At 45.3% G+C, this 26553-nt stretch carries 28 protein-coding genes and 1 tRNA gene; 28 read left to right on the top strand and 1 reads right to left on the bottom strand.

The genetic code is table 11. The features are described 5' to 3' along the window. The first annotated feature begins 27 nt into the window (after window positions 1–27). The 12 genes from VSQ61_RS14050 (at window position 28) to VSQ61_RS13995 (ending at window position 13127) form a co-directional block, all read left to right on the top strand. On the top strand, window positions 28–993 hold the full coding sequence (locus VSQ61_RS14050; protein ID WP_334345022.1) for a 6-phosphogluconolactonase: 966 nt from the start codon (window positions 28–30) through the stop codon (window positions 991–993). A gap of 110 nt (window positions 994–1103) precedes the next feature. Then, window positions 1104–1790 (top strand): FadR/GntR family transcriptional regulator, encoded by a 687-nt coding sequence (locus tag VSQ61_RS14045; protein ID WP_334345021.1) that lies wholly within the window; start codon window positions 1104–1106, stop codon window positions 1788–1790. Between the two features lie 83 nt (window positions 1791–1873). Then, a complete protein-coding gene (locus tag VSQ61_RS14040; RefSeq protein WP_502877039.1) occupies window positions 1874–2347 on the top strand; it encodes a GNAT family N-acetyltransferase in 474 nt (157 codons plus the stop codon). A 355-nt stretch (window positions 2348–2702) separates the two neighbouring features. Continuing rightward, on the top strand, window positions 2703–3749 hold the full coding sequence (locus VSQ61_RS14035) for an aldose 1-epimerase (protein ID WP_334345020.1): 1047 nt from the start codon (window positions 2703–2705) through the stop codon (window positions 3747–3749). Window positions 3750–3752: 3 nt separating this feature from the next. Then, complete coding sequence (locus tag VSQ61_RS14030) at window positions 3753–5213, top strand: xylulokinase (RefSeq protein WP_334345019.1); 1461 nt, start codon at window positions 3753–3755, stop codon at window positions 5211–5213. A gap of 115 nt (window positions 5214–5328) precedes the next feature. After that, window positions 5329–6039, top strand: coding sequence for a triose-phosphate isomerase (locus VSQ61_RS14025; protein ID WP_334345018.1), 711 nt, complete (start codon window positions 5329–5331; stop codon window positions 6037–6039). 192 nt (window positions 6040–6231) lie between these two features. Beyond that, window positions 6232–6726, top strand: a complete 495-nt coding sequence (locus VSQ61_RS14020) for a secondary thiamine-phosphate synthase enzyme YjbQ (protein ID WP_334345017.1) — start codon at window positions 6232–6234, stop codon at window positions 6724–6726. A 119-nt stretch (window positions 6727–6845) separates the two neighbouring features. After that, window positions 6846–7850 (top strand): ABC transporter permease, encoded by a 1005-nt coding sequence (locus VSQ61_RS14015; protein WP_334345016.1) that lies wholly within the window; start codon window positions 6846–6848, stop codon window positions 7848–7850. Window positions 7851–7878: 28 nt separating this feature from the next. Next, window positions 7879–9375, top strand: a complete 1497-nt coding sequence (locus VSQ61_RS14010; protein ID WP_334345015.1) for a sugar ABC transporter ATP-binding protein — start codon at window positions 7879–7881, stop codon at window positions 9373–9375. 64 nt (window positions 9376–9439) lie between these two features. Beyond that, window positions 9440–10501: a substrate-binding domain-containing protein gene (locus VSQ61_RS14005; RefSeq protein WP_334345014.1), complete on the top strand. Its 1062-nt coding sequence runs from the start codon at window positions 9440–9442 to the stop codon at window positions 10499–10501. A 109-nt stretch (window positions 10502–10610) separates the two neighbouring features. Continuing rightward, window positions 10611–12008 carry an L-arabinose isomerase family protein gene (locus VSQ61_RS14000; RefSeq protein WP_334345013.1) on the top strand — a complete coding sequence of 466 codons (1398 nt, stop codon included), beginning with the start codon at window positions 10611–10613 and terminating at the stop codon, window positions 12006–12008. A gap of 78 nt (window positions 12009–12086) precedes the next feature. Continuing rightward, the gene (locus VSQ61_RS13995; RefSeq protein ID WP_334345012.1) at window positions 12087–13127 is read left to right on the top strand and encodes a substrate-binding domain-containing protein; all 1041 of its coding nucleotides are present in this window, start codon (window positions 12087–12089) and stop codon (window positions 13125–13127) included. 41 nt (window positions 13128–13168) lie between these two features. Here VSQ61_RS13995 and VSQ61_RS13990 read toward each other — a convergent pair whose 3' ends face one another. Beyond that, window positions 13169–13402: a YaaL family protein gene (locus VSQ61_RS13990; protein ID WP_334345011.1), complete on the bottom strand. Its 234-nt coding sequence runs from the start codon at window positions 13400–13402 to the stop codon at window positions 13169–13171. Between the two features lie 136 nt (window positions 13403–13538). On the opposite strand from VSQ61_RS13990, the gene VSQ61_RS13985 reads away from it, so the two are divergent. From VSQ61_RS13985 to VSQ61_RS13910, 16 genes are all read left to right on the top strand, one after another. Next, window positions 13539–13730: a pro-sigmaK processing inhibitor BofA family protein gene (locus tag VSQ61_RS13985; protein ID WP_334345010.1), complete on the top strand. Its 192-nt coding sequence runs from the start codon at window positions 13539–13541 to the stop codon at window positions 13728–13730. A 216-nt stretch (window positions 13731–13946) separates the two neighbouring features. Next, window positions 13947–14915, top strand: coding sequence for a P-loop NTPase family protein (locus VSQ61_RS13980; RefSeq protein WP_334345009.1), 969 nt, complete (start codon window positions 13947–13949; stop codon window positions 14913–14915). Next, the gene (locus VSQ61_RS13975) at window positions 14900–16150 is read left to right on the top strand and encodes a TadA family conjugal transfer-associated ATPase (protein ID WP_334345008.1); all 1251 of its coding nucleotides are present in this window, start codon (window positions 14900–14902) and stop codon (window positions 16148–16150) included. Before VSQ61_RS13980 ends, VSQ61_RS13975 begins: the two co-directional genes overlap by 16 nt. Beyond that, the gene (locus tag VSQ61_RS13970; protein WP_334345007.1) at window positions 16140–16877 is read left to right on the top strand and encodes a type II secretion system F family protein; all 738 of its coding nucleotides are present in this window, start codon (window positions 16140–16142) and stop codon (window positions 16875–16877) included. Before VSQ61_RS13975 ends, VSQ61_RS13970 begins: the two co-directional genes overlap by 11 nt. Window positions 16878–16879: 2 nt before the next feature. Then, a complete protein-coding gene (locus tag VSQ61_RS13965; RefSeq protein ID WP_334345006.1) occupies window positions 16880–18223 on the top strand; it encodes a type II secretion system F family protein in 1344 nt (447 codons plus the stop codon). A gap of 65 nt (window positions 18224–18288) precedes the next feature. Next, window positions 18289–18465 carry a Flp1 family type IVb pilin gene (locus tag VSQ61_RS13960; protein ID WP_334345080.1) on the top strand — a complete coding sequence of 59 codons (177 nt, stop codon included), beginning with the start codon at window positions 18289–18291 and terminating at the stop codon, window positions 18463–18465. Between the two features lie 62 nt (window positions 18466–18527). Further along, window positions 18528–19928, top strand: coding sequence for a DUF5702 domain-containing protein (locus VSQ61_RS13955; protein WP_334345005.1), 1401 nt, complete (start codon window positions 18528–18530; stop codon window positions 19926–19928). Between the two features lie 218 nt (window positions 19929–20146). Continuing rightward, window positions 20147–20887 (top strand): TadE/TadG family type IV pilus assembly protein, encoded by a 741-nt coding sequence (locus VSQ61_RS13950; protein ID WP_334345004.1) that lies wholly within the window; start codon window positions 20147–20149, stop codon window positions 20885–20887. 7 nt (window positions 20888–20894) lie between these two features. After that, window positions 20895–21320 carry a prepilin peptidase gene (locus VSQ61_RS13945; protein ID WP_334345003.1) on the top strand — a complete coding sequence of 142 codons (426 nt, stop codon included), beginning with the start codon at window positions 20895–20897 and terminating at the stop codon, window positions 21318–21320. Further along, the gene (locus VSQ61_RS13940; RefSeq protein ID WP_334345002.1) at window positions 21317–21733 is read left to right on the top strand and encodes a TadE family protein; all 417 of its coding nucleotides are present in this window, start codon (window positions 21317–21319) and stop codon (window positions 21731–21733) included. Before VSQ61_RS13945 ends, VSQ61_RS13940 begins: the two co-directional genes overlap by 4 nt. 76 nt (window positions 21734–21809) lie before the next feature. Next, complete coding sequence (locus tag VSQ61_RS13935) at window positions 21810–22802, top strand: DUF6382 and FHA domain-containing protein (protein ID WP_334345001.1); 993 nt, start codon at window positions 21810–21812, stop codon at window positions 22800–22802. Window positions 22803–22827: 25 nt separating this feature from the next. Next, the gene (locus VSQ61_RS13930; protein ID WP_334345000.1) at window positions 22828–23616 is read left to right on the top strand and encodes a TatD family hydrolase; all 789 of its coding nucleotides are present in this window, start codon (window positions 22828–22830) and stop codon (window positions 23614–23616) included. A gap of 13 nt (window positions 23617–23629) precedes the next feature. Next, window positions 23630–24517 (top strand): 16S rRNA (adenine(1518)-N(6)/adenine(1519)-N(6))-dimethyltransferase RsmA, encoded by an 888-nt coding sequence (gene rsmA, locus VSQ61_RS13925; protein ID WP_334344999.1) that lies wholly within the window; start codon window positions 23630–23632, stop codon window positions 24515–24517. A 66-nt stretch (window positions 24518–24583) separates the two neighbouring features. Next, window positions 24584–25492 (top strand): DUF6128 domain-containing protein, encoded by a 909-nt coding sequence (locus VSQ61_RS13920; protein WP_334344998.1) that lies wholly within the window; start codon window positions 24584–24586, stop codon window positions 25490–25492. 35 nt (window positions 25493–25527) lie between these two features. Then, window positions 25528–26016, top strand: a complete 489-nt coding sequence (gene tadA / locus VSQ61_RS13915; RefSeq protein ID WP_334344997.1) for a tRNA adenosine(34) deaminase TadA — start codon at window positions 25528–25530, stop codon at window positions 26014–26016. A 70-nt stretch (window positions 26017–26086) separates the two neighbouring features. Continuing rightward, a tRNA-Ser gene (locus VSQ61_RS13910) sits at window positions 26087–26175 on the top strand. The last annotated feature ends 378 nt before the right edge of the window (window positions 26176–26553 follow it).

The raw sequence follows: 26553 nt of genomic DNA, 5'->3' as shown, positions 1-26553 counted from the left end.
ATAATAGAAGGAAAAGAGGAAAAAGACATGAGAAAAAACAACTACGAATTTAACTTTCAGCCCGCAAGTTGGCTTCCCACCAGAGAACCGGAAGTTTTGGATTTTGTGCGTAATATCAAGCGGGAGGACATGGAATATACCAACGAAAACGGGTATAGCGTAAAGGTTGTTCTGGATCCGACCCAGGTGATGGTACAGGACATTTTCCATCGCATCTACTTGAGTGATGTGATGGATACCCATTTTACCGCAATTTTCCCAAATCAGTGGCCGGCTACTTATCAGGCGATTGCCGAGATGATTAACCGCTACAACGTGAGCTGCCGCAATGTAGATATGTTTGCGATGGATGAGTGGGCGGATGAAGACGGAAATGTAGCGCCTCTTACATATGGGGCAGGACTTGGTTATTCCTTCCGTACTCATTTTTACGGGAAAATCAGAGAAGATCTTCGCCCGGATGTAGAACATTGGCATGTGTTTACAAACGAAAATAAGGGAGATAACGTGTACTCTTCCATCATTGAGGAAGTGGGAGGAGGCGGAGCCGATGTGGTGTATTCTGCAACCGGATGGCCGGGGCATACGGCATTTATTGATCCCGGTGTGGCAGAATTTCATGCTGATACCCTGGAAGAATTTTGCAAATTGGGCTCCAGAGTAACGACAGAGAGTCCATTGACGATTTGTGAAAATTCTCTGTTTGCGCCAATGGGGGCATCTGGCGATGTTTGGGCAGTTCCGCCCCGGGCGGCGACCATTGGGCCTCGTGATATTGTGAATGCAAGGGAGCGGTTCGAGGTGCACAACTTTACGAATCCAGGCGGCGATTCCTGGCAGAGAATGATTTCCAGAATTGAGTTGTATGGTCCGATTTCCATGGAGTGTCCGGCGTCAATTATGCGTCTGGGTAAGGGCGTTTGCTATGTGAGCGAAGCAATTGCAAAGCCTTTCGGAAGTTGGGAGAACGGCCGAAAAGACTGGCGGCTTTGAGACTAGGCGAATAAAACAAAATAAAATGGTATTGACATTTATTACCACCTAAGATACGATAAAGTTTATCAGGAGATTCGACACTAAAGATTTAAAGGGGAGCAAGAAGCATGACGTATAAGGGCTATAAGGGAACCAAGTGCGATTATGTGATGGAGCAGTTAAAAGAAAGAATTATCACTGGAGTGTATAAATTGAATGAAAAACTGCCCAATGAAGCTGTCCTGTGTGAGGAATTTAGCGTGAGCCGTATCACTGTTCGGGAAGCTATGAAGAAGCTGAATATGATGGGACTTCTGGATATCCGACAGGGGAAGGGCACTTTTGTGAAAACGGTGGATTTGAGTCTGTTTATGAAGCCGCTCTACCAACTGATTGAATTTGAGAATGTGGATATTGAGGCGATTTTTGATGCCAGGGAATACATCGAGCGTGGAACAGTGAGCATGGCGACGAAAAAGCGGACAGAGGAGGATGTTCTTTGCCTGGAGCAGATACTGCATGATTTGAAAAGAGCCATTGAGGCAGAAGACATTAACAGTGTTTCTTACTTTGATAGTGAGTTCCATTGCAGGATAGCAAAATGTGCCCGGAATCCTATATTGTATGCCTGCTGGGAGGCTGTAGATGAGATCAACAAGACTTGCGTAATCCGGCTGAGTAAGAGTCTGGTGCTTTTGGATGACTGCTATGGAGAACACTATCGAATTTATGACGCTGTGAAGCAACAGGATGTTGACAAAGCCGTGAACGCAATGACAGAGCATACGCTAAATTCTAAGAGGGTACTGTTGTAAATATTCAATGTATGTAAAAGGCAAGACTTTATTGTACTTGCCTTTTTGTAAAAACAATTTTACACTCGAGTGCAAAACAAAATATGGAAAAGAGAAAGATAGGGGCAAAAATGGAAATCTGGGAAGTCAAAGAAAATAAGAGGGATTACATGGAGTTACTCCTGTTAGCCGACGAGCAGGAGAGCATGATTGAACAGTATCTCGATCGGGGTAGGATGTTTGTGCTCGGTCGAGAGAAAGCACGGGCTGTCTGTGTAGTAACGGAGGAGGATTTGTGCACGTTGGAGATTAAGAACATTGCGGTCTGCCCGGAATATCAAAAGCAGGGCTTGGGGAAGCGAATGATTGATTTCGTTGTTGAGACCTTCCGAGGGCAGTATGAGGAATTGTTGGTGGGAACGGGGGAGTCGCCTCTGACGGTTCCCTTTTATGAGAAGTGCGGTTTTCGCATTTCCCATCGGATCCCGAATTTTTTCACGGATTACTACGATCATCCTATCTATGAGTGTGGTGAGCAGCTTGTAGATATGGTGTATTTGAAACGATTGTTTTTGTAGAAGGCCAGTCTTTATGTAAATCTTTACATAAAGATTATGCATAGTTGTTTGTTATGTAAAGTTGATTCTGAACATCTGATAAACAGAGGGTTCAGAATCATTTTTTTTACATAAATTATAGCCTGTTAAAGCGATTTTTTCAACCAGTCCATTAAATCACCTTTAACTAACTGACTTTGGGAGTGAACGGTAACATGATATAATCAAAAATAAGCGAATCAATCAAAAATAGTTTGACAAATGACTGAAACGAGCATAAAATAGAATAAGAAAGAACAAAGAACTTGCTTGTCTGTAAAGAATACGATAATTTTTCAAAGAATTTGCACTCGGGTGAAAAACAGGAGGAAGATAGATGAACATAAAAGAAAAGTATACACATACACGTAATTACGGATGCCGTATCCGCCATTACATTTGTGACGGAATCCGGCTGGTATCCATGGAGAATAAAGTAATACGAGTTGTTTTTGCTCTTGATAAGGGCGCCGATATTGTAGAGCTGGTGTATAAGCCGGAAGATTTGGACTATATGTGGCATTCCTTTAATGAACTTAAAACAATCAACCATCAGTCAACCAAGGCAGCCGCAGGAGGCAATTTTCTGGACAGCTATGGAGGCGGTTGGCAGGAGCTGTTTCCTACCTATGGCGGCCCGGCGGCTTTTCATGGAGGAGAGATTGGTATTCATGGTGAAGCCTGTCTGTATCCCTGGGAATGCGATACGGTGGAGGACACGCCGGAATGTGTCGGACTGCGGTTTACGCTGCGCACGGTCAGGTCCCCGTTTCTGCTGGAGAAAACCGTATATATACGGGAGGAATCTGCCGCACTTGAGATGCATCAGAAAGTAACAAATCTTGCATCTACGGACCAGGAATTTATGTGGGGGCACCACCCGGCATTTGGCTGGCCTTTCATAGATGAGAATACACGGCTTTACTTAAAAGGAGAGCCTACGGTGACGGTGCCGGAGAGCACCATTGCCCAGAGATGCCCTTTTGCCCGGGAAACTACGGGAAAATGGCCGATACTGCCAGACAAAAACGGAAAAGAGATAGATATGAGCAGAGCGTATGCTCATGAAGATCAAATCTATATGGAATATGCTATATCTGATTTGACTGAGGGCAAATACGAGCTGGTAAATGAGAAGTTGAATTTAGGAATCCGGCTGAAATGGGATTGCACCGTGTTCCGTTATCTTTGGATCTGGGGCATGTACTGCGGACATGAGGATTATCCATGGTTCGGCCGGGCATATACCATGGCAGTTGAACCCTGGTCTTCTCTGCCGGGAGACTTTGAGACGGCATCAAAAAATGGCGAAACTCTTTTATTAAAGGCAGGAGAAAGCATGGAGACAGAGCTTAGGGCGGAACTTTTTTGTAAGGAGGATTAAGGTATGTATGTAATAGGTTTGGATATTGGAACAACATGTACCAAGGCAGTGCTTGTTGATGAACAGGGCAAGGTTGCGGCAACAGGAAGCAGCGGATATCCTCTTTTAAGCAATGGCTGCCGTGTGGAACAGCGGGCGCAGGACTGGACAAAGGCTGCCGTCATAGCTATCCGGCAGGCTGTCTCTGAAAGGGATGGGAGCCAAGTGGCAGGAATCTCTCTTTCTACCCAGGGAGGAAGCACGGTTGCCGTAGATGAAAACGGCCAATTCTTGGGTAATTCCGTTACCTGGATGGACTCTCGTGCGCAGGAAGAGGCAGCGGAGATTTCCAAGGAGCTGGGAGATGAATATATCTATCGAACTACAGGCTGGAAGATAAATCCGGCTTTGGATGCGGCAAAGCTGAGGAATCTGAAAAAAGATCCCGACTATAAAAGTGCAAAAAAATACTGGACCACATTGGAGGTGCTGAATCATTATCTTACAGGCGAGGCGGTAATTGATCCAACCAATGCAGCTATGCGTCAGCTTTACAATATTGAAAAGGATGAATGGGATGAAACGATGCTGACGGCGGCCCATACCACAGAGGAGGAACTTCCCCAGGTCAAACCTACCGGGGAGCAGATTGGCGTCTTATGTCAAAGGGCAGCGGAGGAAACAGGACTTTTGGCAGGAATTCCTGTATTCAACGGAGCTCATGATCAGTATTGTGCATCTATAGGAGCAGGAGCTATCCGAGATGGAGATATGCTTCTCTCTGCCGGGACCACCTGGGTTCTTATGGGAATCGGGACAAAACCTTTGTTTACAAACAGCTTTATTGCTCCGGGCCGGCATCCAGTGAGGGGCTTATACGGGGCGATTGCTTCATTGGTGTGCTCCGGTGCATCCCTGCAATGGTTTAAAAACGAATTTCTGCCTGAGGACTTTGCGATTATGAACGAGAAAGCGGCAGAACGAAGGGAAAAGACCAGGGATTTATTTTTCTATCCCTATTTAACAGGTGCGTGCTATCCCATTTGGAATCTGAAGGCTAAGGGAACCTTTACAGGTATGAATCTGGAGCATGATCGCTTTGATTTTGCAAGAGCAATTATGGAAGGAGTTGCCTTTGGCGTAAAAAGGGGAATTGCTGATTTTGAAGATAATGGATGTGAGATTCACCAAATTACAATGATGGGAGGAGCATCCAAAAGCCCTCTTTGGTGCCAAATGATTGCATCTATCACCAACATCCCCATTAACCGTTTAAACCAGGCAGATATCTGTGGAGTGGGAGCAGCTATGATTGCGGCCTGCGGCCTGGAAATTTATGACAACTATGAGCAGGCGGCAGAGCAAATGGTGCATACGGAGCATATTTATGAACCGGTTCCTGAAGAGAGGGTATTTTATCAGGAGAAGTTTGAGGCATACGATAAATTATGGAAATTTATGCAAATGTACTATGAAAGTGAGTGAATCGAGCGAAAAAATCAAAGAAAATTGTGTAAATTGAACGAATCAATCAAAAAGTGTTGACAAATGAGTAAAACGAGCATATTATGATAATAAGAAGAGCAGAGGGGAAAAAGAAATGAAGCGGAAAATCAGAACACCGTATTTTGAGATTGGAACAAAAAACTATATTTATGGAGACGATGTGCTGAGATATGCGAAAGCGGCCGATGCTGCAGCGGAAAAATATGATATTGACGTATTATTTATTACGCCCTGTACGGAGATACGCCGTGTGGCAGAGAATACAAAGAATTTGATCATCTTAGCTCCTTATATGGATACACTCCGACCAGGAAGGGGAATGGCGGATATTTTGCCGGAGGGATTAAAGGCGGCAGGCGCAGAGGGCGTTGTAGTGAATCACTGTGAAAAGCCTATGTCTGTTCCAGCTATCAAAGCAACCATTGACAGGGCAAGAGAATTGGAGTTTTTAGTATTTGCCTGTGCGGATACGGTTGATGAGGCGAAAGCTCTTGCTCAGCTTCACCCGGATATACTGAATCCGGAACCCTCCGAATTGATTGGCGGTACAGGCGGCGTCAGCGATATGGGTTATGTAAAAGAGGTAATTGATGCCATCAAAGCAATTGATCCGAATATAATGGTAGAGCAGGCTGCGGGCATTACCAATGGCCAGCAGGTATATGACTTTATCATGGCGGGCTCCGAGGCGGCAGGTGCGGCTTCAGGAATTATGAATGCGGCAGACCCGCTGGCAATGATAGATGAGATGATAGCGGCTACCAGACGGGCTGCTGACGATCTGAAAAAGCAGGCTCAGGATTGAACTAAATAGTCCAGCTAAGAAATGTTAAATGTTTATTAGAAATATTTTATGCTGGACGGTAAAGTCGCAAAGGCGCACGAGAGGAACTTTCATGAGTGCCCTTTCGAATGAAAGTTTCTCTCATTACTTGTGTGTCGAAGCGACTTTACCCTTTAGTGCTGTCGCGCAGCGACTTTGAATAGGAGGAGGAATATGATTTACAGAGAAGAAATCAAGGTAATGTCCAGGGATAAGGATATAACATTCCATGATGTGACGGCGAAAACAAAGGAGATTGTAGAGCGCTCCGGAATTAAAAACGGAATTGTGGTAGTTTATTCCCACCATACGACCTGTTGTGTGATTACACAGGAGTGTGCCTTTGATATGTCTATGACGGGACTTGAGACATTGCAGCAGGATTTGGTAGACGTTTTTGAAAAAATTATACCTGCATACCGGACGGATGGAATGTATCATCATCCAGGCGAGAAGGCGATTGCATATGCGGCGGAGCACGGGGAAAGCTGGAGATGCTGCCACAATACGGATGCGCATCTGCGTTCTTCCATTGTGGGAAGAAGTGAAACTATCGTGTTAATAGACGGGGAATTGGATCTGGGAGAGTTTGGCTTTATTCATTTTATTGATTTTGATGAAACTCGTGGCAGAGAGCGAACAGTGCAGGTTCAGATTATCGGGGAATAAGATAGACTTATGACAAAGATAAAAGGGTAACAAAACCAGTTGGTAGAGTTGCTCTTTTATTAGAAAACAAAGTGCACACGAGTGCACTAGTGATAAGATAAAGCTAAGGAGGATGTGAAATGAGTGTTGAAAAACAAAGAACAAACAAAGCGTCCGTAAAAAGCGGACAACCTTTGGAAAAAATCGGGGCAATGCTGCAAAAGAGGGAGATTTCCCTGGCAATTCTATTGATTATTTTTGGTGTATGTTTAAGCCTTGCAACACCAAACTTCCTTCAAGTAGCGAACTTTCGTGTATTGCTTCAGGGAATGGCCACGGATATGATGATTGCGATTCCCATGTGTATCTCTCTAATTGCCGGAAACATTGATTTTTCCGGAGGATCGGCTCTCTGCTTAAATGGTGCGATCTGTGCTTTAATGCTCAACAAAGGATTGCCGATACCGGCAGCTATTTTGATTGGACTGTTCAGCGGATTCGTTCTGGGAGCGCTTAATGGTGTGATAATTAATAAGCTGGGACTGACACCCTTGGTGGCAACAATGGGAACCTGGATGGCTTATCGGGGCGTAGCGCTGGTAATGTTGGGAGGCGGAACCCTTTCCTCTTTCCCGGAACAGTTTCTGGTACTTGGACGTGCCACGGTTCTCGGCATTCCGATTACGATTATCTACATGCTGGTGATAGTAGCAGCCGGAATACTGTTGCTGAAATATTCAAATTTCTTTCACAACGCATATTACATTGGCTCAAATAAAGCCTCTGCAAAGCTGGCAGGAATCAATGTGGAACGGTTTACAATTATTACATATGCCATTACAGGTGTTATTGCGGCATTTGCGGGAATTATCCTTTCCGCCCGTTTGGGAAGCTGCTCGCAAAATGCCGGAGAAAGCCTGGAATTCCGTAATGTGGTTGCGCTTTTGGTAGGCGGCGTATCCATGGACGGCGGTGTAGGCAGCGTATTGGGAGCTATGCTGGGAGTCGTTTTAATGCAAATGGTGGGAAATGCCATAACCTTACTGTATCTGAACACCAGCTACACGAAAGTTATCAACGGCTGTATTTTAATTCTCGCCGTTGGCCTGGATGTATTGCTGAAAAAGAAAAAGGCTAAGGCGTAAGACGGCGCCTCACTTAGGAGGAATGAGTATGGAGAATACGGCAATTAAGCTCGATAATATCACAAAAGTATTTCCGGGGGTACGAGCTTTAAACCAGGTGAGCTTTGAGATTCATGAGGGTGATGTTCACTGCATTATTGGAGAAAATGGCGCCGGAAAATCAACGATGATCAAGATCCTTGCCGGTGTACAGGGCTGTGACGGCGGTCATGTGGAACTGTTTGGAACAACTGTTAATTTTAAAAGCCCGGAGGAGGCCAAGCGTGCCGGAATCGGCGTAGTGTATCAGGAGCTGTCTAACTTCATGCACCTGGATGTGGCAAGCAACTTGTTTGCCGGAGCCATCCCTGCCAAATGCGGCCGGATTGATTACAAGGCGCTCTATCAGTCTGCGAGAAAGATTCTGGATGCCTGCGGTCTGGATTATATCGATGAAAAAGCGGATATGAACACTTTGAGCCTTGGCTCTCAGCAGATGGTTGAGATAGCGTCTTTGATGCATGAAAATGCCCGAGTTGTAATTCTGGACGAGCCTACGTCGGCACTGACTCAGGTAGAAGTGGATAAGCTCTTTGAGCTGATTCATAGTATGAAGAAAAAGGGTGTAACGATCATTTATATCTCTCATCGTCTGGATGAAGTGGTGGAGCTGGCAGATGCTCTGACGGTTTTGAAAGACGGCGAGCATGTAGCTACCATGCCGATGACGGATGAGATTACCAAAGATGACATGATTCGCTATATGGTTGGCCGTGATGTGGCCTACGAATACGGAGTGGGAACCAGCAAGATTGGAGAGGTTTTAATGGAGGTAGAGCACCTCTCCAGCGGAAAAGCTGTGTCAGATATTTCTTTTGCACTGCATGAAGGAGAGATATTAGGCATTGCGGGTCTGGAAGGCTCCGGGCGGACGGAACTTCTTGAAACCTTATTTGGCTGGCGGGAAATGACCGGAGGTTCCGTGAAGCTGCATGGCAAAGAGGTATCCATCCGGAATCCCTATGATGCCAAGAGAAATCGGCTTGCGTACATCACAAAAGAGCGGAAAATCCTTGGGTTATTTCTTAATCTGGATATTCAGCAGAATATTGCGGCAGCATCTACAGAGCGATATGTACAAGGCAGAGTTGTACGATATAGCAAGATTGCTGAAAATGCAAAAAAATATATTGATGCCATGCGTATTAAGTGTTCGGGGCTGACACAGAAGGTTCTGAATCTGTCCGGTGGAAATCAGCAGAAGGTGCTCTTGTCCATGTGGCTTTCTGCAGATCCGGATGTTGTACTTATCGATGAGCCGACTCGAGGTGTTGATGTGGGAGCGAAAGCAGAGATTCATCTGCTTCTGAGAGATGTGGTTTCAAAAGGGAAAGCAGTTGTGATGGTTTCTTCGGAAATGCCGGAACTGATGGCTTCCTGTGACAGGGTAATGGTTATGTATGAGGGAAGATGCACAGGTGTTTTGGAAAACAGAGAACTTAGAGAAGAGCGGTTGATGACTATGGCTTCTGGCTATGCGGATTAATTTACAAACAGATTAAATTTTATTCCTCAAAAGGAATGAAAATAGAAAAAGGAGGAAATGATACATGAAAAAACTTGTTACAATGCTTTTACTTGTTGTTATGCTGGTGGGCTGTCTTTCTGGCTGCGGAGGGAAACAGGAGGCTGCACCGGATGCGGCTCCGGCTGCAGAGTCTTCGGGAGGGGGAGCAGAAACCGCTGCACTTCCGGGAGAAGGAGAGACCTATTGTGTAATTATGTCTTTGGGACAGCTGGAATTCTTTGATGCTTTGAAGGGCGGTGTATGTGATGCTGCCAATGATATCGGTGCTCAGTGGTACTTTGCAGGCCCGCAGGAGCTTGTTCCGGATCAGATTGTACAGGCTATTGACCAGGCAGTTGCCAATGGTGTAACCGGAATTATTCTTCATGGACAGACAGAAGAAACGGCCAATGCAATTGACAATGCCATTGCAGCCGGCGTGCCCGTTATCTGTGTAAATACGGACATCACATCCAACCGTTTAAGCTTTATCGGATGCGATCCTTACAATGCAGGTGTAGGACAGGCGGAAGAAATGCTGAAATTACTGGATGGTAAGACAGGAACCGTTATTATATCTTCCGCTTTGGCAGTAGCACAGCCTTCTGCAGTAGCAAACTTAGAGGGTGCTCATTCTGTTTTAGATAACGCTCCGGGAATTAAGGTTGTTGAAGTAGATGATACGGCAGATGCCAATGTTGCAGCTACCAATATTGGTGCGGCTCTTCAGGCGAATCCGGATGTTGTGGGAATTATCGGACAGCAGGCTTATACCGCTGTTGGTGCGGCTACAGCAGTACGTGAGGCTGGAAAAACCGGTGAGATTATTATTGTGGGACGTGACCGTGACTCTGCCACATTGGATCTGATTCGAGATGGTGAGGTTGCTTCTTCCTTTGCACAGAATTCCTATGTGGAAGGCTATATTGCTTTACAGTGGCTGCACGCTTATGTAAATGACAGTCTGAAAGTAATTGAAGGCTACCGTGAGCTTGGCGTTAATCCTTTGCCGGATGCAGTGGATTCTGGCTCTATTATCATTAATGAGACCAATCAGGAACAATTCCGTGCAAAATATGAGTATGAAGTGACTGCAAGCAACTAATCCTTAAGGTCATTTGCCAGGGCTGCCGTAAAATAAGTCTTGTTTTGCGGCAGCCCACATTATAAAATAAAAATACATGCTGCGGTTGACAGCATGTCAGGAGGATATCATGAGAAATCCTAAAATAGGTCTTCTGCCTCTTTATGTAGAGCTATACGACCTTACTACGCCGGAAGTTCGTCCGGATATAGATGCTGCACATGCATATGCATCCGAATGTTTGAGACGCCGCAATATGGAAGTTGTGGACGCACCTGTCTGCCGTCTGGCCAGGGAATTTGAATCGGCAATTGCACAGTTTGAGGCGGCGGATGTGGATGCGATTGTCACGCTGCATCTGGCATACTCTCCGTCCTTGGAATCAGAGAAAGCACTGGCCAAAGTGAAGCTTCCCTTGATTATTTTGGATACAACGCCTAGCTATACATATGATCAGAATACGGATCCGGCGCAACTTATGCTGAATCATGGAATCCATGGCGTTCAGGATATGTGCAACCTTTTGATACGCAATGGACAGGTGTTCCGGGTTTGTGCCGGACATTTGGAACATTCAGACGTATTGGAGCGGGTTTTTGCAACGGCCAAAGGGGCTATGGTGGCCCGTGAGCTAAAGAGAGCTCGTGTTGGTTTGGTGGGAGATCCCTTTGCAGGAATGGGAGACTTTCAACTGCCTTACAAAGAACTGGAACGTGATCTTGGCATTTGCATGATTCCTTATGACTTTAAGAAAGGAGCAGAGCGCATTGCGGCTGTTACCCAGGAAGAGATTGATGAGGAATATGCGGCGGATTTAAAGCGTTTTGAAATAGCTCCGAACCTGATGCGGGAAGTATATGATAGAACGGCCAAAACAAGCCTTGCCATCCGAAAATGGGCAAAAGAGGAAAAACTGTCTGCCTATACCATTAACTTTTTGGAAACGGCAGGCCCTAACCCAGGACTTCCTGTTATGCCTTTTACCGAATGCTGTACGGCAATGGTCAATGGCCTGGGCTATGCGGGAGAGGGGGATGTGCTGACTGCCGGACTGGTAGGGGCACTGCTGACGGCTTTTCCGGAAACTACATTCACGGAAATGTTCTGTCCGGATTGGGAGCATGGGACTGTGTTTTTAAGCCATATGGGTGAATTTAATTATGCGATTGCAGATGGAAAGCCTCTTCTGCAGGAAAAACCATTTCCATATACGGATGCAGAGAATCCTACGGCGGCCTATCAGACCATGAAAGGCGGCCGGGCGGTTCTGCTGAACCTGGCGCCCTTTGGAGAAGGGCGGTATACACTGACTTTGGCACCGGGAGAAATGCTGAAGATTCAAGGTGAAAACCGTATGGCAGATGCGGTCAATGGCTGGTTTAAACCAGATGTTCCGTTGGAACGGTTTCTGGAACAATATAGTCAAAACGGAGCAACACATCACAGCGCTTTGATATATGGGGATGTTCTGGAGCAGTTGTTGTTTTTAGGAAACATTTTGAACTGCAAACAGGTTGTGATTCGATAAAATAGACAAAATCCCATTGTTCCCACAGACAGGGACTTAATAGATAGTATTCAGGAATATGCGAATGGAGAAGAACAGATGTATGAGAAATCTGTAACATTAAAGGATGTGGCAGCGAGATCGGCTTATTCTCTGAGAACTGTAAAAAAGGTAATGTCAGGAGATAAAACTGTCCGTCCGGAGACTCGGGAGAATGTTTTACAGGTAGCCAAAGAGCTGGGCTACAAGAAAAATATGGCAGCCAGTATTTTGGCGACAAATAGGATTAGAAACATTGCAATTATCCTTGGTGATTACCGCTACTTCTTTCCGGAAGCCAAGGCAGGCTTCAGAAAATGTCATAAATCTTGGATCAGTATGAAAGTAGGGATTGAATTCCTTCTTCCCAAAAGTCGTACACTGGAATCCTCAAAGGATTTGCTGCGTTCTCTTCTGCATGATGAAAAGTTTGACGCTGTAATTATGCATGCCAGCAGCATGACTGAACTTAATCCGGAGATCAATGCTTTGATGGAAAAAGGGAAGATGGTATGCACCTTTGGAGCAGATGCGCCTGCTAGTAAGCGCCTGTTTTATGTAGGCCCCAGAGCATATGAATCCGGCCGAATCGCTGCACAGGCTATGGCCAATTATACAGGGGGAACAGGAAAGATTTATATTATGAAACAAAGCCTGGTAGAGATGCAAACTCAGGAGCGTGTTAGAGGATTCTATGATTATATGAGCGAGAAGTATCCGGACATTCGGATTGAACAAATCCTGATTTCGGGTGGTGTGGAGGATTATCACAAAAAGACGGCAGAGCTGATGAAGCTTAAGGATGTGGCAGGCGTGGTGGGAACCGATGCCGACTGCTATATTATAGGAAGTGAGGCCCGCAAAGCAGGAAGAAAGGACGTTGTTTCTTTGGGATTTGACTTGAGTGTGGAAACGGCGGAGTTGATGCGGGAGGATTATTTTACGCTTATTTTAGATCAGAATCCGGAACAGCAGGCGATGATTGCCTTAGACAGCATCTGCCGGCATTTGCTGTATAATACCAAGATGGAAAATATTTTTACGGATGTTGCAATTGTTACAAGCGAAATTTTGCGTTATAAAGAGAAAACAGAATATTAATTTGCAGATACCCTGGCAGCAAAATGCGGCCAGGGTATTTCTTAAAAAAACGTCTGCAAATCCATCTGTTTCGCCTGCTCCAGCAGAAACTTATACCGTTTTTGGACAGAATAGATTTCATAAGTATAACAGTCGATGAGATCGGGATCCACCACTGTTTCAAAATTGGCGTAAGCGGTATCCAATGCATTTTTGGTTGTATGAAGATCCTCCAAAAGCTGTCGTCTGGTAAAGGAATCCTCCGGCGGAGCCGGTTCTTTTCGTAAAAGCCCCATACTGCAATCCCCACTTTCCGTAATAGGTATTTGTGTTGTACTAAAAGTATAGGCAAATTGGACGGCGTTTATACTAAAAATTAGTATATATTGGATCAATCGCCCATATAATGGTAAAAAAGTTCAGGACAAAGTCATGAAAGTATTGAATTTTCTCCTTCGCATGGTATTTGGCGCCATCGGTATTCAGATCATCAATGCAGTCCTCCTTTCTCAAAATATTGCAATTTTTGTAGGATTAAATGCACTGACCCTTTTGACAGTCGGAAGCCTTGGAATCAGCGGGCTTGGACTGCTTTACGGGATTGCGGCCTTCGGAATTTTGTGAAAATTTTACAATTTACAAAATAAGGAAAGGCGGCTATAATCTAAACAAGATCGATTATAATCTTTCCGGCTGAGCCAAAAGCGGCACAGCCAGCATCTTTGGTTTGATTCAAACCGTATTTCCAAATTGGATGATTAAGTGAGAAGGAGGAAGTAATTTGGTATTTGTACTTGTCTGTGCCTTTACCAGGTTCCCGTTTCTGCAGGGAGGGATTTGGTGAAAAGAAGGCAGATGGCAGTTTGTGACGAGGAACAGGAGTATACACGGCGGTTTGCCGGATACGCCAACCGATATCGGGATCCCTTGTTCACGGTTCACGGTTATACGAACATACAAGAGCTTATAGAGGATACAAAAGAACATCCGGCAGACATCATTCTTCTTTCCGGGAATCTTACAAAGGAGCTTGGAAAAGAGGGACAAACAGGGCAGATCATTTGCCTGTCGGAGGAGGAATACCAGGAGGAGATGCCGGATTATCCCATGATTTATAAGTATCAGTCCTGTCAGCAGATCTTAAGGAAAGCCTATGCCATCTATGCGGAGCGGACACCTGCAGGTCTGGGAACGGCCCTGCGGCTGCGAGATATGAAGCGAATCGGCGTTTTCTCACCTGCAGGGCGGACAGGAAAGACAAGCTTTGCGCTGGCTTTAGGAAAGGAGCTTGCAAAACAGCGGCGAACCTTGTACCTGAACATGGAGGAATTTTCGGGCTTCGAGATTCTTTACCCCTGGGGCGATGGCTGGACGCTGTCAGAACTTATATATTATATGAAACAGGGGAAAAATGCCTTTGCCTGTAAATTGGAAAGCATGACAGGACAGATTGGAGGTCTTGATTATATTCCTCCGGTTAAATCGCCTCTGGAATTAAGAAGTATTGGAAGAGAAGATTGGGAGAAGCTTCTTGAAGCATTGGAAAAAGAAAGCCGTTATGAGTATGTCATATTGGACCTGAGCTGTGGTGTGGAGAGCTTGTTTGAACTGTTAGAGCAATGTGATGGGATCTATATGCCTCACGCATCGGACGAGACAGCGCAGGCAAAGCTTTGGCAATACAAAGAGGCTTTGAAGCTTCTGGAAATGGAAGACATTTTGGAAAAAACAGAAAAGATCGTCTTTTCCAGTGCAGAGCAGTTGGAGGAATATGCCCGAATGGAAGGAAAAAAATGGAGAGAAATGTGAAAAGAAATTGGGAAAAATTGCGGACAGATTTACAGGAGCAGATACAAAAGCAGATGGATTTGTCCAGAGAACTGACAGATGAGGAGGTCTGGGAGCTGATTACGCAGGAGGTTCTGAGCTTCAGCAGCAGGGATTATCTGCTGCTGGATGAAAAACTTCGGATACAGAAGGAGCTTTTTAACGGAATTCGAAGGTTGGATTTGCTTCAGGAGCTGATTGAAGATCCGCTCGTTACAGAGATTATGGTAAATGGACCAAGAGATATTTTTGTGGAAAAGGGCGGACGATTATTTCGATGGGACAAGCAGTTTCCCTCCGAGCAAAAACTGGAGGATGTGGTACAGCAGATTGTGAGTTTTTGCAATCGAAATATTTCCAAGGCAAATCCGATTGCAGATGCCAGACTCTCAGATGGTTCAAGAGTAAATATTGTGCTGGATCCCATAGCTTTAAATGGGCCGGCAGTTACGATTCGAAGATTTCCAAAAGAGCCTATTCGGATTGCCCAGTTGATTGAGTGGGGCTCAGTGACCAGCGAAGCGGCAGAGTTTTTAAGAATGGCAGTGATGGCCGGCTATAATATCTTTGTAAGCGGCGGAACCGGATCCGGGAAAACTACATTTCTCAATGCCCTTTCGGAGTTTATCCCATTGAGTGAGCGAATTATCACCATAGAAGACAACGCAGAGCTTCAGCTTGTGACAGCTCAGAACTTGGTGAGGCTGGAGGCCAGAAATGCCAATCTGGAAGGAGAAAACGAGATTACCATTCGGGATCTGATTCGAACAGCACTTAGAATGCGCCCAAACCGCATCATTGTAGGAGAAGTCCGGGGGGCAGAGGCCATTGATATGCTCCAGGCTATGAATACAGGCCATGACGGGTCCCTGAGTACCGGGCATGCCAACAGTCCAAAAGATATGCTGAGCCGCCTGGAAACCATGGTGCTGATGGGAATGGAGCTGCCCTTGGCGGCCATTCGCAGGCAGATTGCTTCTGGTGTGGATCTGATAGTTCATTTGGGACGTCAGAGGGATGGAAGCCGGAAAGTTTTGGAGATAGTGGAGCTTGACGGGATAGTCGAAGGAGAGATTCTTTTGCGCTGCCTGTTTTCCTTTCAAGAGGAAGAAGGATCAGAAGAACAGGTTCGGGGACAGCTGAAGAAACAGGAAGAACTGCGGCATATGGATAAAATGAGAGCAGCAGGAATTGGGAGGGAAGCATGTGGATTATAGGCGGTACCGTCCCAATAAAAAAGAAAAAGTCATTTTTGGCTTAGAGGCGGCAGCCTTGACCGGCATTATTGCTCTGTGCTTTTACAACTCACCTGTTGCCCTTTTCACCTTTCCCTTGGTATTTGCATGGCTCCTTCGGGAGAAGGGGGAGGGGATGGGGGAAAAACGGAGAAAGGAATTAAAGCTGCAGTTTAAGGATGCAGTACAGGCAATTGCAGCGGCTCTGGCAGCAGGATATTCGGCAGAAAATGCTTTTCGGGAGGCGAGAAAGGATCTGCAGCTCATTTATACAGGGAATACGGATATGGTACAGGAGCTTTCCGCTATGGAACGAAAGCTGGACTCAAATCAAACTATTGAAACAGCAGTGGAGGACTTTGCAAAACGAAGCGGTCTGCCAGAAGCAGAAACCTTTGGTGAAATTTTTGCCGTAGGAAAACGAAACGGCGGAGATCTGATTGGCATTATGCAGGACACAGCAGAAACCATTACACAGATAATAGAGACAGAGCGTCAGGCGTCCATGGCCCTTGCGTCCAGAAAATATGAACAAAAGGTTATGAATCTGGTTCCCTTTGCCATGATCCTGTATCTGCGTATGGGATGTCCGGGATTTCTGAATCCCTTGTATGGAAATCTGGTGGGAATCTGTGTAATGACAGCCAGTCTGGGTCTCTACCTTTTGGCTTGGCATATGGGAAAACGGCTGTTGGACATTGAGGTATAAGATTGAAAATAAATCTGAGCAAAATGATTTTAAAGCGGCTAAAGGGGCGGCTGCCAGGACAAGAGGCTGTGAGACAAAACCTGAAGCTGCTCAATGCCGGAACGGACGGATTCAAAGAGGAAGAGATCTATTATAGGGAAAAAATCAGTCTGCTTTTAAGGGTTTTTGCGGCTGGTGCGGCCATGGCATTTCTGGCGGGAATAGCAGCATTTTTGAATGGCAATCTGGTAAACGGATATTTTTTGCCCCGACAAAAAAATGCATATCAGCAAGAACTGCGCGTGACATCGGAAGAAGGGGATACCCAGGAGATAACCATTTTGGTAGAGCCCCAAATGTTATCGGAAGAAGAAAGCCGGGAACTGCTGGAGCAGACGGTAAGCCAGATGGAGGAGTATATTTTAGGTGAAAATATTTCTCTGGAGGAAGTACGCTGTGACCTGAATCTGATTCGTCAGGTGGAAGGACTGCCAATAACCATAGAATGGGAGCTTGACTCTTACGAAGCTTTGAACTTGGACGGGACTATCCGCAGAGAGAATCTCAAGGAGGAAGGGAGTATCGTAGAATTGACCGCCCTTCTAATCTGTAATAAAGTGACGGCAGTCTATCGGGCCTGTGTGAAGGTCTTGCCGCCCATATTAAGCCCGGGAGAGGAATTTATGCAGGAACTTTCGGGGAAGATTGAAGAGCTGCAGGAAAAGCAGGGAGAAGAGGCGCAAAAGGAGCTTCCGGCACAAGTGAAGGGAAGAAAGCTTGTCTGGGAAGAGAAAAAATCTTCTGCACCAATAGCTGTATTACTTCTCACGCTGGCATGTATGCTGGCTCTTTACAAAGCAAAGGATCAAGAGCTTAAGCAAAAGACGAAAGAACGGGAGCAGCAGATGCGCAAGGACTATGCGCAGATTGTAAGCAAGCTGGTTCTGCTTATGGGTGCCGGTGCAACGGTACGCACAGCCTGGGAGATGATTGTGCGTGACTATCAGAGAAAACGAGAGCAGGGAGAACAGCCCCTTCGCTATGCATATGAGGAGATGGCTCTGGCCTATAGGGAAATGCAGAACGGAATTGCAGAAATCAAGGCGTATGAGAACTTTGGCCTGCGCTGCAGGATTCCCTGCTATCTGAAGCTGTCCGTATTATTGGAACAAAACCTGAGAAAAGGAAATCATGGATTGACAAAGCTTCTTAAAGGAGAAGCGCAGGAGGCCTTTGAACAGCGGAGGGAACTGGCAGTACGGGTGGGAGAGGAAGCATCTACACGGATGCTCCTTCCCATGGTTCTGATGCTGGTGGTGGTAATGATTCTGATACTCGTACCGGCAGGGATGTCCATGCAGATGTAATATTTCAATTCTTCCGGGAGAGAGGAACCGGAAGGAATATGATGGAACTCTATTATAGAAAGGAAATGAAAATGAGAAATTTTTGGTATGAATTTTGGAAAGAGGAAGATGGAATCGGTGTAGTGGAAATGATCCTGATTTTGGTGGTGTTAATCGGCCTTGTAATTATCTTTAAAAGCCAGCTCACATCTTTAGTTAATACCATCTTTGATAAAATCACAAGTCAGAGCGGTACAATTTAAATATGACAGGAGACAGCAGAGGGAAAAACACTTTTGATTCAACTCACAGAAAGCCTTCAATAGTGTTTTGCAAAAAAGGAGAGGTAACCGTTTTCCTCAGCCTGATGCTGGCGGTTCTGCTGTTCTTTTTTCAGGCCTGCCTTTCGTCTGCGCGTTTTGCCTTCCTGCGAAGCCAAACGCAGGAGGCATTGGAGCTTGCGGAATATTCCATCCTATCTGAGTATCATCGAGAGCTCTTTGAGCAATATGGCCTGCTCTATGTGGAGCTGGGATATGGGAGCGGACTGGAGGATACGGAGAATTTAAAACAGAGGCTTCGAGGATTTTTAAAAGAAAACCTTCCCAGGGGCAGCGTAAATGCCTTGGAAGCATGGAATTTTTCAAGAGCCTCTGATAACAGAGGGATGGCATACTATGAGCAGGCAGTATCCTATATGAAACAGAAGACAGGCGCAGCTCTTTTGGAACAGCTTCGTTCCTGTGAGGCGCTGGGAAAACAGGCACAGGAACAAAGCGAAGAATATGAGGAGATAGAAGCAAGAGAGCAGAAAAATCTGGAAGAGCTGCGGCAGCGTCGGGAAGATGAGGAACAGGCATACACACCAGATCCGGTATCCTCCATAAGTTCGCTAAAGGAGGGAAGCCTTTTGCATCTCCTTCTTCCAGATGCAGGAGGTGTATCCGGAAAAAGGGCGGACTTAGAAAAAGTACCTTCACGGCGGAACTGCCTGACAGGAAGTGGGTCCCGAGGGATTCATAAAGGAAATGCGGCAAATGACCTGTTTTTCCATGGATATCTGCTGGAGAACTTAACAAATGCAGTTGAGTTCCTGGCAGAAGGAGAAGAGACAGGGCTTTGGCTGGACTATCAGATAGAATACCTGATAGGGGGAGAAGACACAGACATTGCCAATCTGGAAACTGTGTGCAGACGGATTCTGGCGATTCGGGAAGGGATGAATTATGCCTATTTGCAGACGGATACTGCAAAAAAGGCAGAGTGTGAAGCACTGGCCATTGCTCTGGTAGGCGTCACTATGGTTCCGGGATTGGTGGAGGCAGTAAAGCAGGCACTTTTGCTGGCCTGGGCTTTTGCAGAAAGCATAGCAGATGTCAGAACACTTCTGGGCGGAAAAAAGTGTGCTTTTTGGAAGGGAGATGGCACTTGGCGCACATCCCTCGAAGGTGCTTTGAATCTCCAAAATTCAGCCTCCGGATTCGGGGACGAGGAGGACGCAAAAGGGCTTTCTTATGAGGACTATCTCGGTATACTGCTGGCAGCTGTGGGACGAGAGACAAAGACTATGAGAAGCCTTGATGTAATAGAAGGCGTAATTAAAAGAATATCTGGCTGTGGAGGGTTTTATATAGACCAGTGTACAGACGGATTTCAGGTTCGGGCTGTGATTTTCAATGGAAAGGAATGGACGGCAGAACGGACATTTTGTTATGAGTGGCAGTAAACTTTACAAGATTGTGCAGGCGCTGAACAGCTGTGACAGCGTATAGAAAGGGGTGTACCATGATGTTCTTTTGCAGGAAAGAGTCTCTCAAAAAAAGAAAAGCTCTCCAGGCAGTTGCAAATGATTGTTCCGGTAGTTCAACGGGTTCTAAATATCAAGATCAAATTTCTTTCTGTAAAAGAATATCATGGCGCATCCCTTTAAAGCCACAGGGGAGCATGACGGTGGAAGCGGCGCTTGTATTCCCCTTGTTCCTCTTTGTGCTTACGGCTCTTTTGTATTTGGTTGTGCTGCTGAGAATACAGACAGAGATTGGACGTGCCCTTACAGATGCAGGCAGAGAGCTGTCTCAGGACGCAGGCATGATGGAGGGAATGGAAAGCTCTGCGCTGGCAGGAATAAGGAGCAGTCAAAAAGTAAGAGAATACCTAAAAGGGCGCACAGGATCAGAGGTCATAAAGCAGGGAGTAAATGGAATCTCCATGGCGGGAAGCGGATGGAATGGAGCGGATTCGGTTTTGACATTACAGGCATCCTACCAGGTGCTTATGCCGCCAGGGATTTCATGGTTTCATCCCATCCGTATCACACAGACAAAAGTGGTCCGAGGCTGGACTGGATTTGGAAAAAGGCAGGCATTTTTGGGGGAAGAGGGGGAAGAAATTGTTTATGTGACAGACTATGGGACGGTGTACCATCGAAGTTTAAACTGCAGGCATCTAAAGCTTTCTATTCAACAGACGAATTTTGCACAGATTGAGAGCCTGCGTAATGGAAGCGGCGGGAAATATGCCCCTTGTGAACGGTGCTGGAAAAATGGAAGTCAGATAGTTTATGTCACTAGTGATGGGAACCGATATCACGAGACCTTAAACTGTTCAGGATTGGTGCGGGGAATTCGGACAGTTTTGCTGTCGGAGACAGGGGGATTGCCGCCCTGCTCCATGTGTGGAGGATAGAGAAAATATGGAAGAAAAGATAGTAAAGGTGCTGATCCTTTTATTACTGGCTATAAACAGTGCAGTAGATTGGAGGAAAAGGGAGATCAGCCTTATCAGTCTGGAAGTCTTTGGGGTAATCGGAATTGGATTGAATCTTTGGCTTGGATATCAGAGTTTTATGGAAGCGGCAGGCGGCGCAGGGATTGGACTTGTGCTGCTGGCGGCAGCTTTTTTCACCAAAGAAGCTATCGGCTTTGGAGACGGACTCTTGATTTGTGTTACTGGAATTTATCTTGGATTTTGGGAGAATATGAGTTTGCTGTTTATGGGAGCGCTCTGCTGTGGGCTCATTTTGAGCATTGGCGTCTTGGCGGGCAGAGTGAAAATGGCAGCTCGGGTTCCGTTAATACCTTTTTTGCTGCTGGCATTTATAGGGAGGATGATCTTATGAAGGGAAGGCTGAGAAAGGGAAGCTTTACGGTAGAGGCATCTATGCTGCTCCCGTTTTTGATTTTAATTATTTTTACATTTCTGTGCCTTTGCCTGTATCTCCATGACAGGAGCGTATTATCTTCCTGTGCGGCAGAACTGGCAGGAAAAGGGGCAGCCGAAAAATATCAAAATGAAAAGGAATTGGAGACTTGGCTACAAGGACAGGCAAATGGCCTGGCAAGAGGAAAGCTTCTGTGTCTACGAGAGGTGGAAACATCCATAAAGGTTACAAAGCAGACAGTCACAGTGAGTTATACAGGAAGTACCAGTCTTCTTGGAGGACTTACAGTCAGAGAAGAAGAGCAGGTAGTGCGTTTAAATCCAACAATGAAGCTTAGAAGCGCTCGGGAACTAAAGAGAATTGGAAAGTAATTTTAAGCCGCGTTCCAGGAGCGGTGAAAGAATATTTGCATATTGGCAGGGGATACAAAACTAGAGGAGGAGAAGTATGAGAACCATATATAAAAGGGAGCTGGATCACAATTACTTAATATTGCAGCAGGAAGAATTTCGGGATCATTATCAAGTAGGGATGCTGATAAGCAATAAGATTCCAGGCCTTTTGGAATGCGCATTAAGCAGGATTGATAAAGAGGCAGGCTTTTACTATGAGATTACCTCTCGGCAGAATCTGCGCTTGGTATTGGAACGGAGACATCTAAAAGCGGCAGAGCTTCATGCGCTTTTAGAGCAGCTTTTGCTGACGGCCAGAAGCTGTGAAGAGCATCTTCTGGACACAGAACAGCTTTTGCTGAATCCGGATTATATTTATCTGGATCCGGATCGATGGGAATTTTCTTTTTGTTTTTTTCCTTTCTATGATGCAGCAGGCGAAAATGAACTATTGAAACTGTCAGAATATCTTTTGGATCGCCTGGATAAACAGGATGCAGATGCTGTAGCTCTTGGCTATGAATTTTACCGAATGGCAGGGGAAGAAAATGCATCCTTAGAACAGGTTCTTTCCAAATGGAAAGAAGAGAATGGAAGCAGAAAAGAAACAGAAGCTTTTGAGACAAAAACAAAAACCAAAACAGAGACAGAAAAAGAAACGCCGCAATCGGCAGGCAGGGGAGAAACCATATTTTTAAAGAAGGCTTCAGGACTTACCTTGCGCAGTGAAAATTCGGCCTATTCCAGCATGGAGATAACAGCGGACAATTTTCTTATTGGAAAGAAAAAGGATGCAGTGGATGGCTGGATAAAAGCCCGCGGGATTTCACGTATTCATGGAAAAATCTCAAAGGAAAACGGAATCTATTATCTGATGGATCTTAATTCCACCAATGGAACCTTCCTAAACGGCGGCCGCCTGGAAGTAAACGAAAAAGCACGTATTCGCCAGGGGGATGTGGTAGGCTTTGCGGATGTAAAATATGTGGTAGATCTTTCGGGGGATCTCCTTTATAATAAAAAAGATATAGAAAATATGGCATGCTAAAGTCAAGAGGAAAAATGGTGTAAATATGATATTTGAAAGTCACGCTCATTATGATGATACAGCTTTTGATGCAGACCGGGAGGCGCTTCTAAAACAATGTCAGGAACAGGGCATAGAAACGATTGTGAATGTAAGTGCCAGCCTAGCTTCAGTAAAAAGTACGCTTCAATTGGCAGAACAACATGCATTTATCTATGCAGCAGTAGGGATCCATCCGGATGAAGTTGGAGAACTGAATGAGGAAGCCATGGGGTGGCTGCGAGAGCAGTGCCTCCATCCTAAGACAGTGGCAGTGGGCGAGATAGGACTGGACTATTATTGGGATAAGGAGAAGCATGAGCTTCAAAAGTATTGGTTTCATCGTCAGATGGAACTGGCGAAGGAACTGAAGCTTCCAATAATTGTACACAGTCGGGAAGCAGCAGCAGACACATTGGAAGCGGTGCGAAAGGCCCACACGCCGGAACTTAAGGGCGTCATCCATTGTTTTTCCTATACGCCAGAGATTGCAAAAGAATATCTGAATATGGGCTACTACATCGGCATCGGCGGTGTGATTACATTTAAAAATGCAAAAAAGCTGAAGGAGGTTGTGAAAATGCTGCCTCTTGAACGAATCCTGCTGGAGACGGATTGTCCCTATTTGGCGCCGGAGCCCTATCGGGGAAAAAGAAATTCATCCTTAAATCTTCCCTATGTGGCAGAAACTATTGGTCAGTTAAAGGGTGTAGCGGCAGAAGAAGTCATACGGATGACAGCTGCCAATGCCAGAGCCTTATATTTTGGAAAAAGCAATCATACTTGTGGAAGATAAGGAGAGCTTCTTTATGGACAGACCTGCACCGACCCTGGGAAATCCCCAAAACACAATTGCAGTTTTGAATCAATATGGTTTTGTGTTTCAAAAAAAATACGGACAGAATTTTCTTATTGATACGCATGTATTAGATAAGATTATTCGTGCGGCTCAGATTGGAGAGGATGATTTTGTTGTAGAGGTGGGCCCGGGAATTGGAACCATGACTCAATATCTGGCAGCGGCAGCCCGGAAGGTGGCAGCAATTGAGATTGATAAAGCATTAATTCCCATATTAAATGATACCTTAAGCGGCTATGAGAATGTGACAATTATCAATGAAGACATTTTAAAAATGGATCTCTGCAGTTTAGCCAAGGAGCACAATGAAGGGCGCCCTATTAAAGTAGTGGCAAACCTCCCATATTATATTACAACTCCCATTATTATGGGAATCTTTGAAAGCCATGTGCCCGTGCAGAGTATTACAGTTATGGTGCAGAAGGAAGTGGCGGAACGGATGCGTACAGGACCGGGCTCTAAGGATTATGGGGCTCTTTCCCTGGCAGTACAGTATTATGCGCACCCGGAACTGATTGCCAATGTACCTCCAAACTGCTTCATGCCAAGGCCCCGTGTGGGCTCAGCAGTGATACAGCTTACCCGACACGAGAAGCCGCCGGTTCAAGTGAAAAATGAACACTTTATGTTTCAGTTGATTCGGGCCTCTTTTAATCAACGTAGAAAAACCCTTGTAAATGGTTTGAACCATGCTTCGGATATTAAGGTATCCAAGGAAGCAGCGGAAAAGGCTTTGGAAAAAATCGGGCTCTCATCAAGCATTCGAGGAGAAGCGCTGACATTGGACCAGTTTGCAGAGTTGTCTAATTTTATATGGGGGATGCAGGAAGATTTTTAAGATTAGACATGAGAGAGACAAGTCAGGCATAGAATATTCTAGGAAACGGGAATAGGAGGAATTTCTTTGTCTGAGTATAAGCGATTTGTTTCTTATATTTATGAGTATGTTCAGGGAGAAAAAAGAGAGAGTTTAGGTTTTGTAAAGGTGAATGCCAGAGACGGCATTTGTAAAATTCAGATTCATATGCGTGGATTTTATACACGGGGACAGGCGCCTTACGAGGCTTATGTGTTCACTCAAAAAAAAGAACGTCTTACAGGCCAGCTTCTGGGAGAACTGGAGAGTAAAAATGGTGCATTAGAGTGGAGCGGGGTTACTGAGTCTGAAGATTTGATGAAAAGCGGCTTTGGTTTGGAAGAGAGTCAGGGAATCTATATAGAAGGGGATAACCACATTTATGCGGCACAATGGGATGACTTTCCGGTGGATGTGGAGCGATTTGAGCCCCTGAGGAGGTCGGTCAGGCAGACTGTGGGTGCAGAATCTGAGGGAGCAGCTCCGAAAGAAAAAAGAGAAAAGGAAGAAGTCCTTCAGGCAGCAGAGGTAATTGCGGAATATGCCATGCAAGAGACAGCAGAATCAGAAGAATCCCAAAAGAAACCTGATTCCAGACAAGAACAGTGGGAATATCTGACAAAGCATTTTCCGGTTATGCAGTATGTGGATGGAGATGGAGCCGTTATGTCCAGTATTCGGCTGGATCCCCAAAGTCTTACAAGAGTACCTCGAGATAAATGGGAGCTTGGCAACAACAGCTTTCTGCTTCATGGGATCTATCACTACCGTCATCTTTTGCTTTTAAGGCGGCAGACGGAGGAGAACATCACTTATTACATAGGCGTTCCGGGAGTTTACAGTGATCAGGAGCAAATGATGGCATCTATGTTTGGATTTCAGGAGTTTCGAATGCTGAAAGAACCGGGTGCTAGAAAGAGAAGCTTCGGATACTGGTGCCGGACGTTGGGGGAGTGAATCACTTCCTATAGAAAGGGATAGAGAAAAATACTATGACAGTGGACGAAAGATATATGAAAGAGGCCCTGCGGCAGGCCAGAAAAGCAGAACTGCTTAATGAAGTTCCTATTGGCTGCGTCATTGTGAGGGAAGGGCAGATTGTCGCTCGAGGATATAATAGGCGGAATACAGATAAGAATACACTTTCTCATGCAGAACTGAATGCGATTCGTAAGGCAAGTAAAAAGACAGGGGACTGGAGACTGGAAGACTGTACTATGTATGTCACTCTGGAACCCTGTCAAATGTGTGCCGGAGCGATTGTACAAGCTCGTGTGGGACGAGTTGTAATTGGAGCAATGAACCCGAAAGCAGGGTGTGCAGGGTCGGTTTTAAATCTTTTAGAGCACCCTCAGTTTAATCATCAGGTAGAAGTGGAACGAGGAATTTTAGAGGAGGAATGCAGCGAAATGCTGACCGCATTTTTTCAGCGTCTACGGGAAAATCGAAAAAAGGAAAAAAACCTGTTGACAAACGAATAAAGGTCGAGTATAATTATTTCTGCGTCACAGATAGCGCAGAAAAGAATATCGTTTGAAAGATAGAACTTCAGGAGAAATACTCAAGAGGCTGAAGAGGCGCCCCTGCTAAGGGTGTAGGTCGTGAATAACGGCGCGAGGGTTCAAATCCCTCTTTCTCCGTTTCTTTTCAAAAGATATTTTTTTTGCCCCTTCCAGTCATTGACAGGATGTGGGTAAAATGATATAATATAATTCCACTGCGTAAGTAAAAAAAGTTTTAAAAAAATATCAAATTAGGTATTGACAAAGCAAAAAATACGTGGTAAGATGTCAAAGTTGCGTGTTGAACGCAACACAAGCGAACCTTGATAACTAAACAGTGTAAAAACCTTGAAAATTCTAAAAGAGAATCAAGGATAATGGTTTGGTTTTGTAAAAGAAGCCGAACAATTATCATTCAAGAACAAGCTTAGAGATAAGCGACCTAAAAACAGTAAGAACGGGAAGAATAGCTAGTAGTTGTTCTGAACGAGATTAAACACTTAAACATGAGAGTTT

Source organism: Candidatus Merdisoma sp. JLR.KK006 (assembly GCF_036941035.1).
GTDB lineage: Bacteria > Bacillota > Clostridia > Lachnospirales > Lachnospiraceae > Laedolimicola.
The sequence above is the reverse complement of the archived record's forward strand: the minus strand, read 5'-3'. Positions and strand labels throughout refer to the sequence as shown.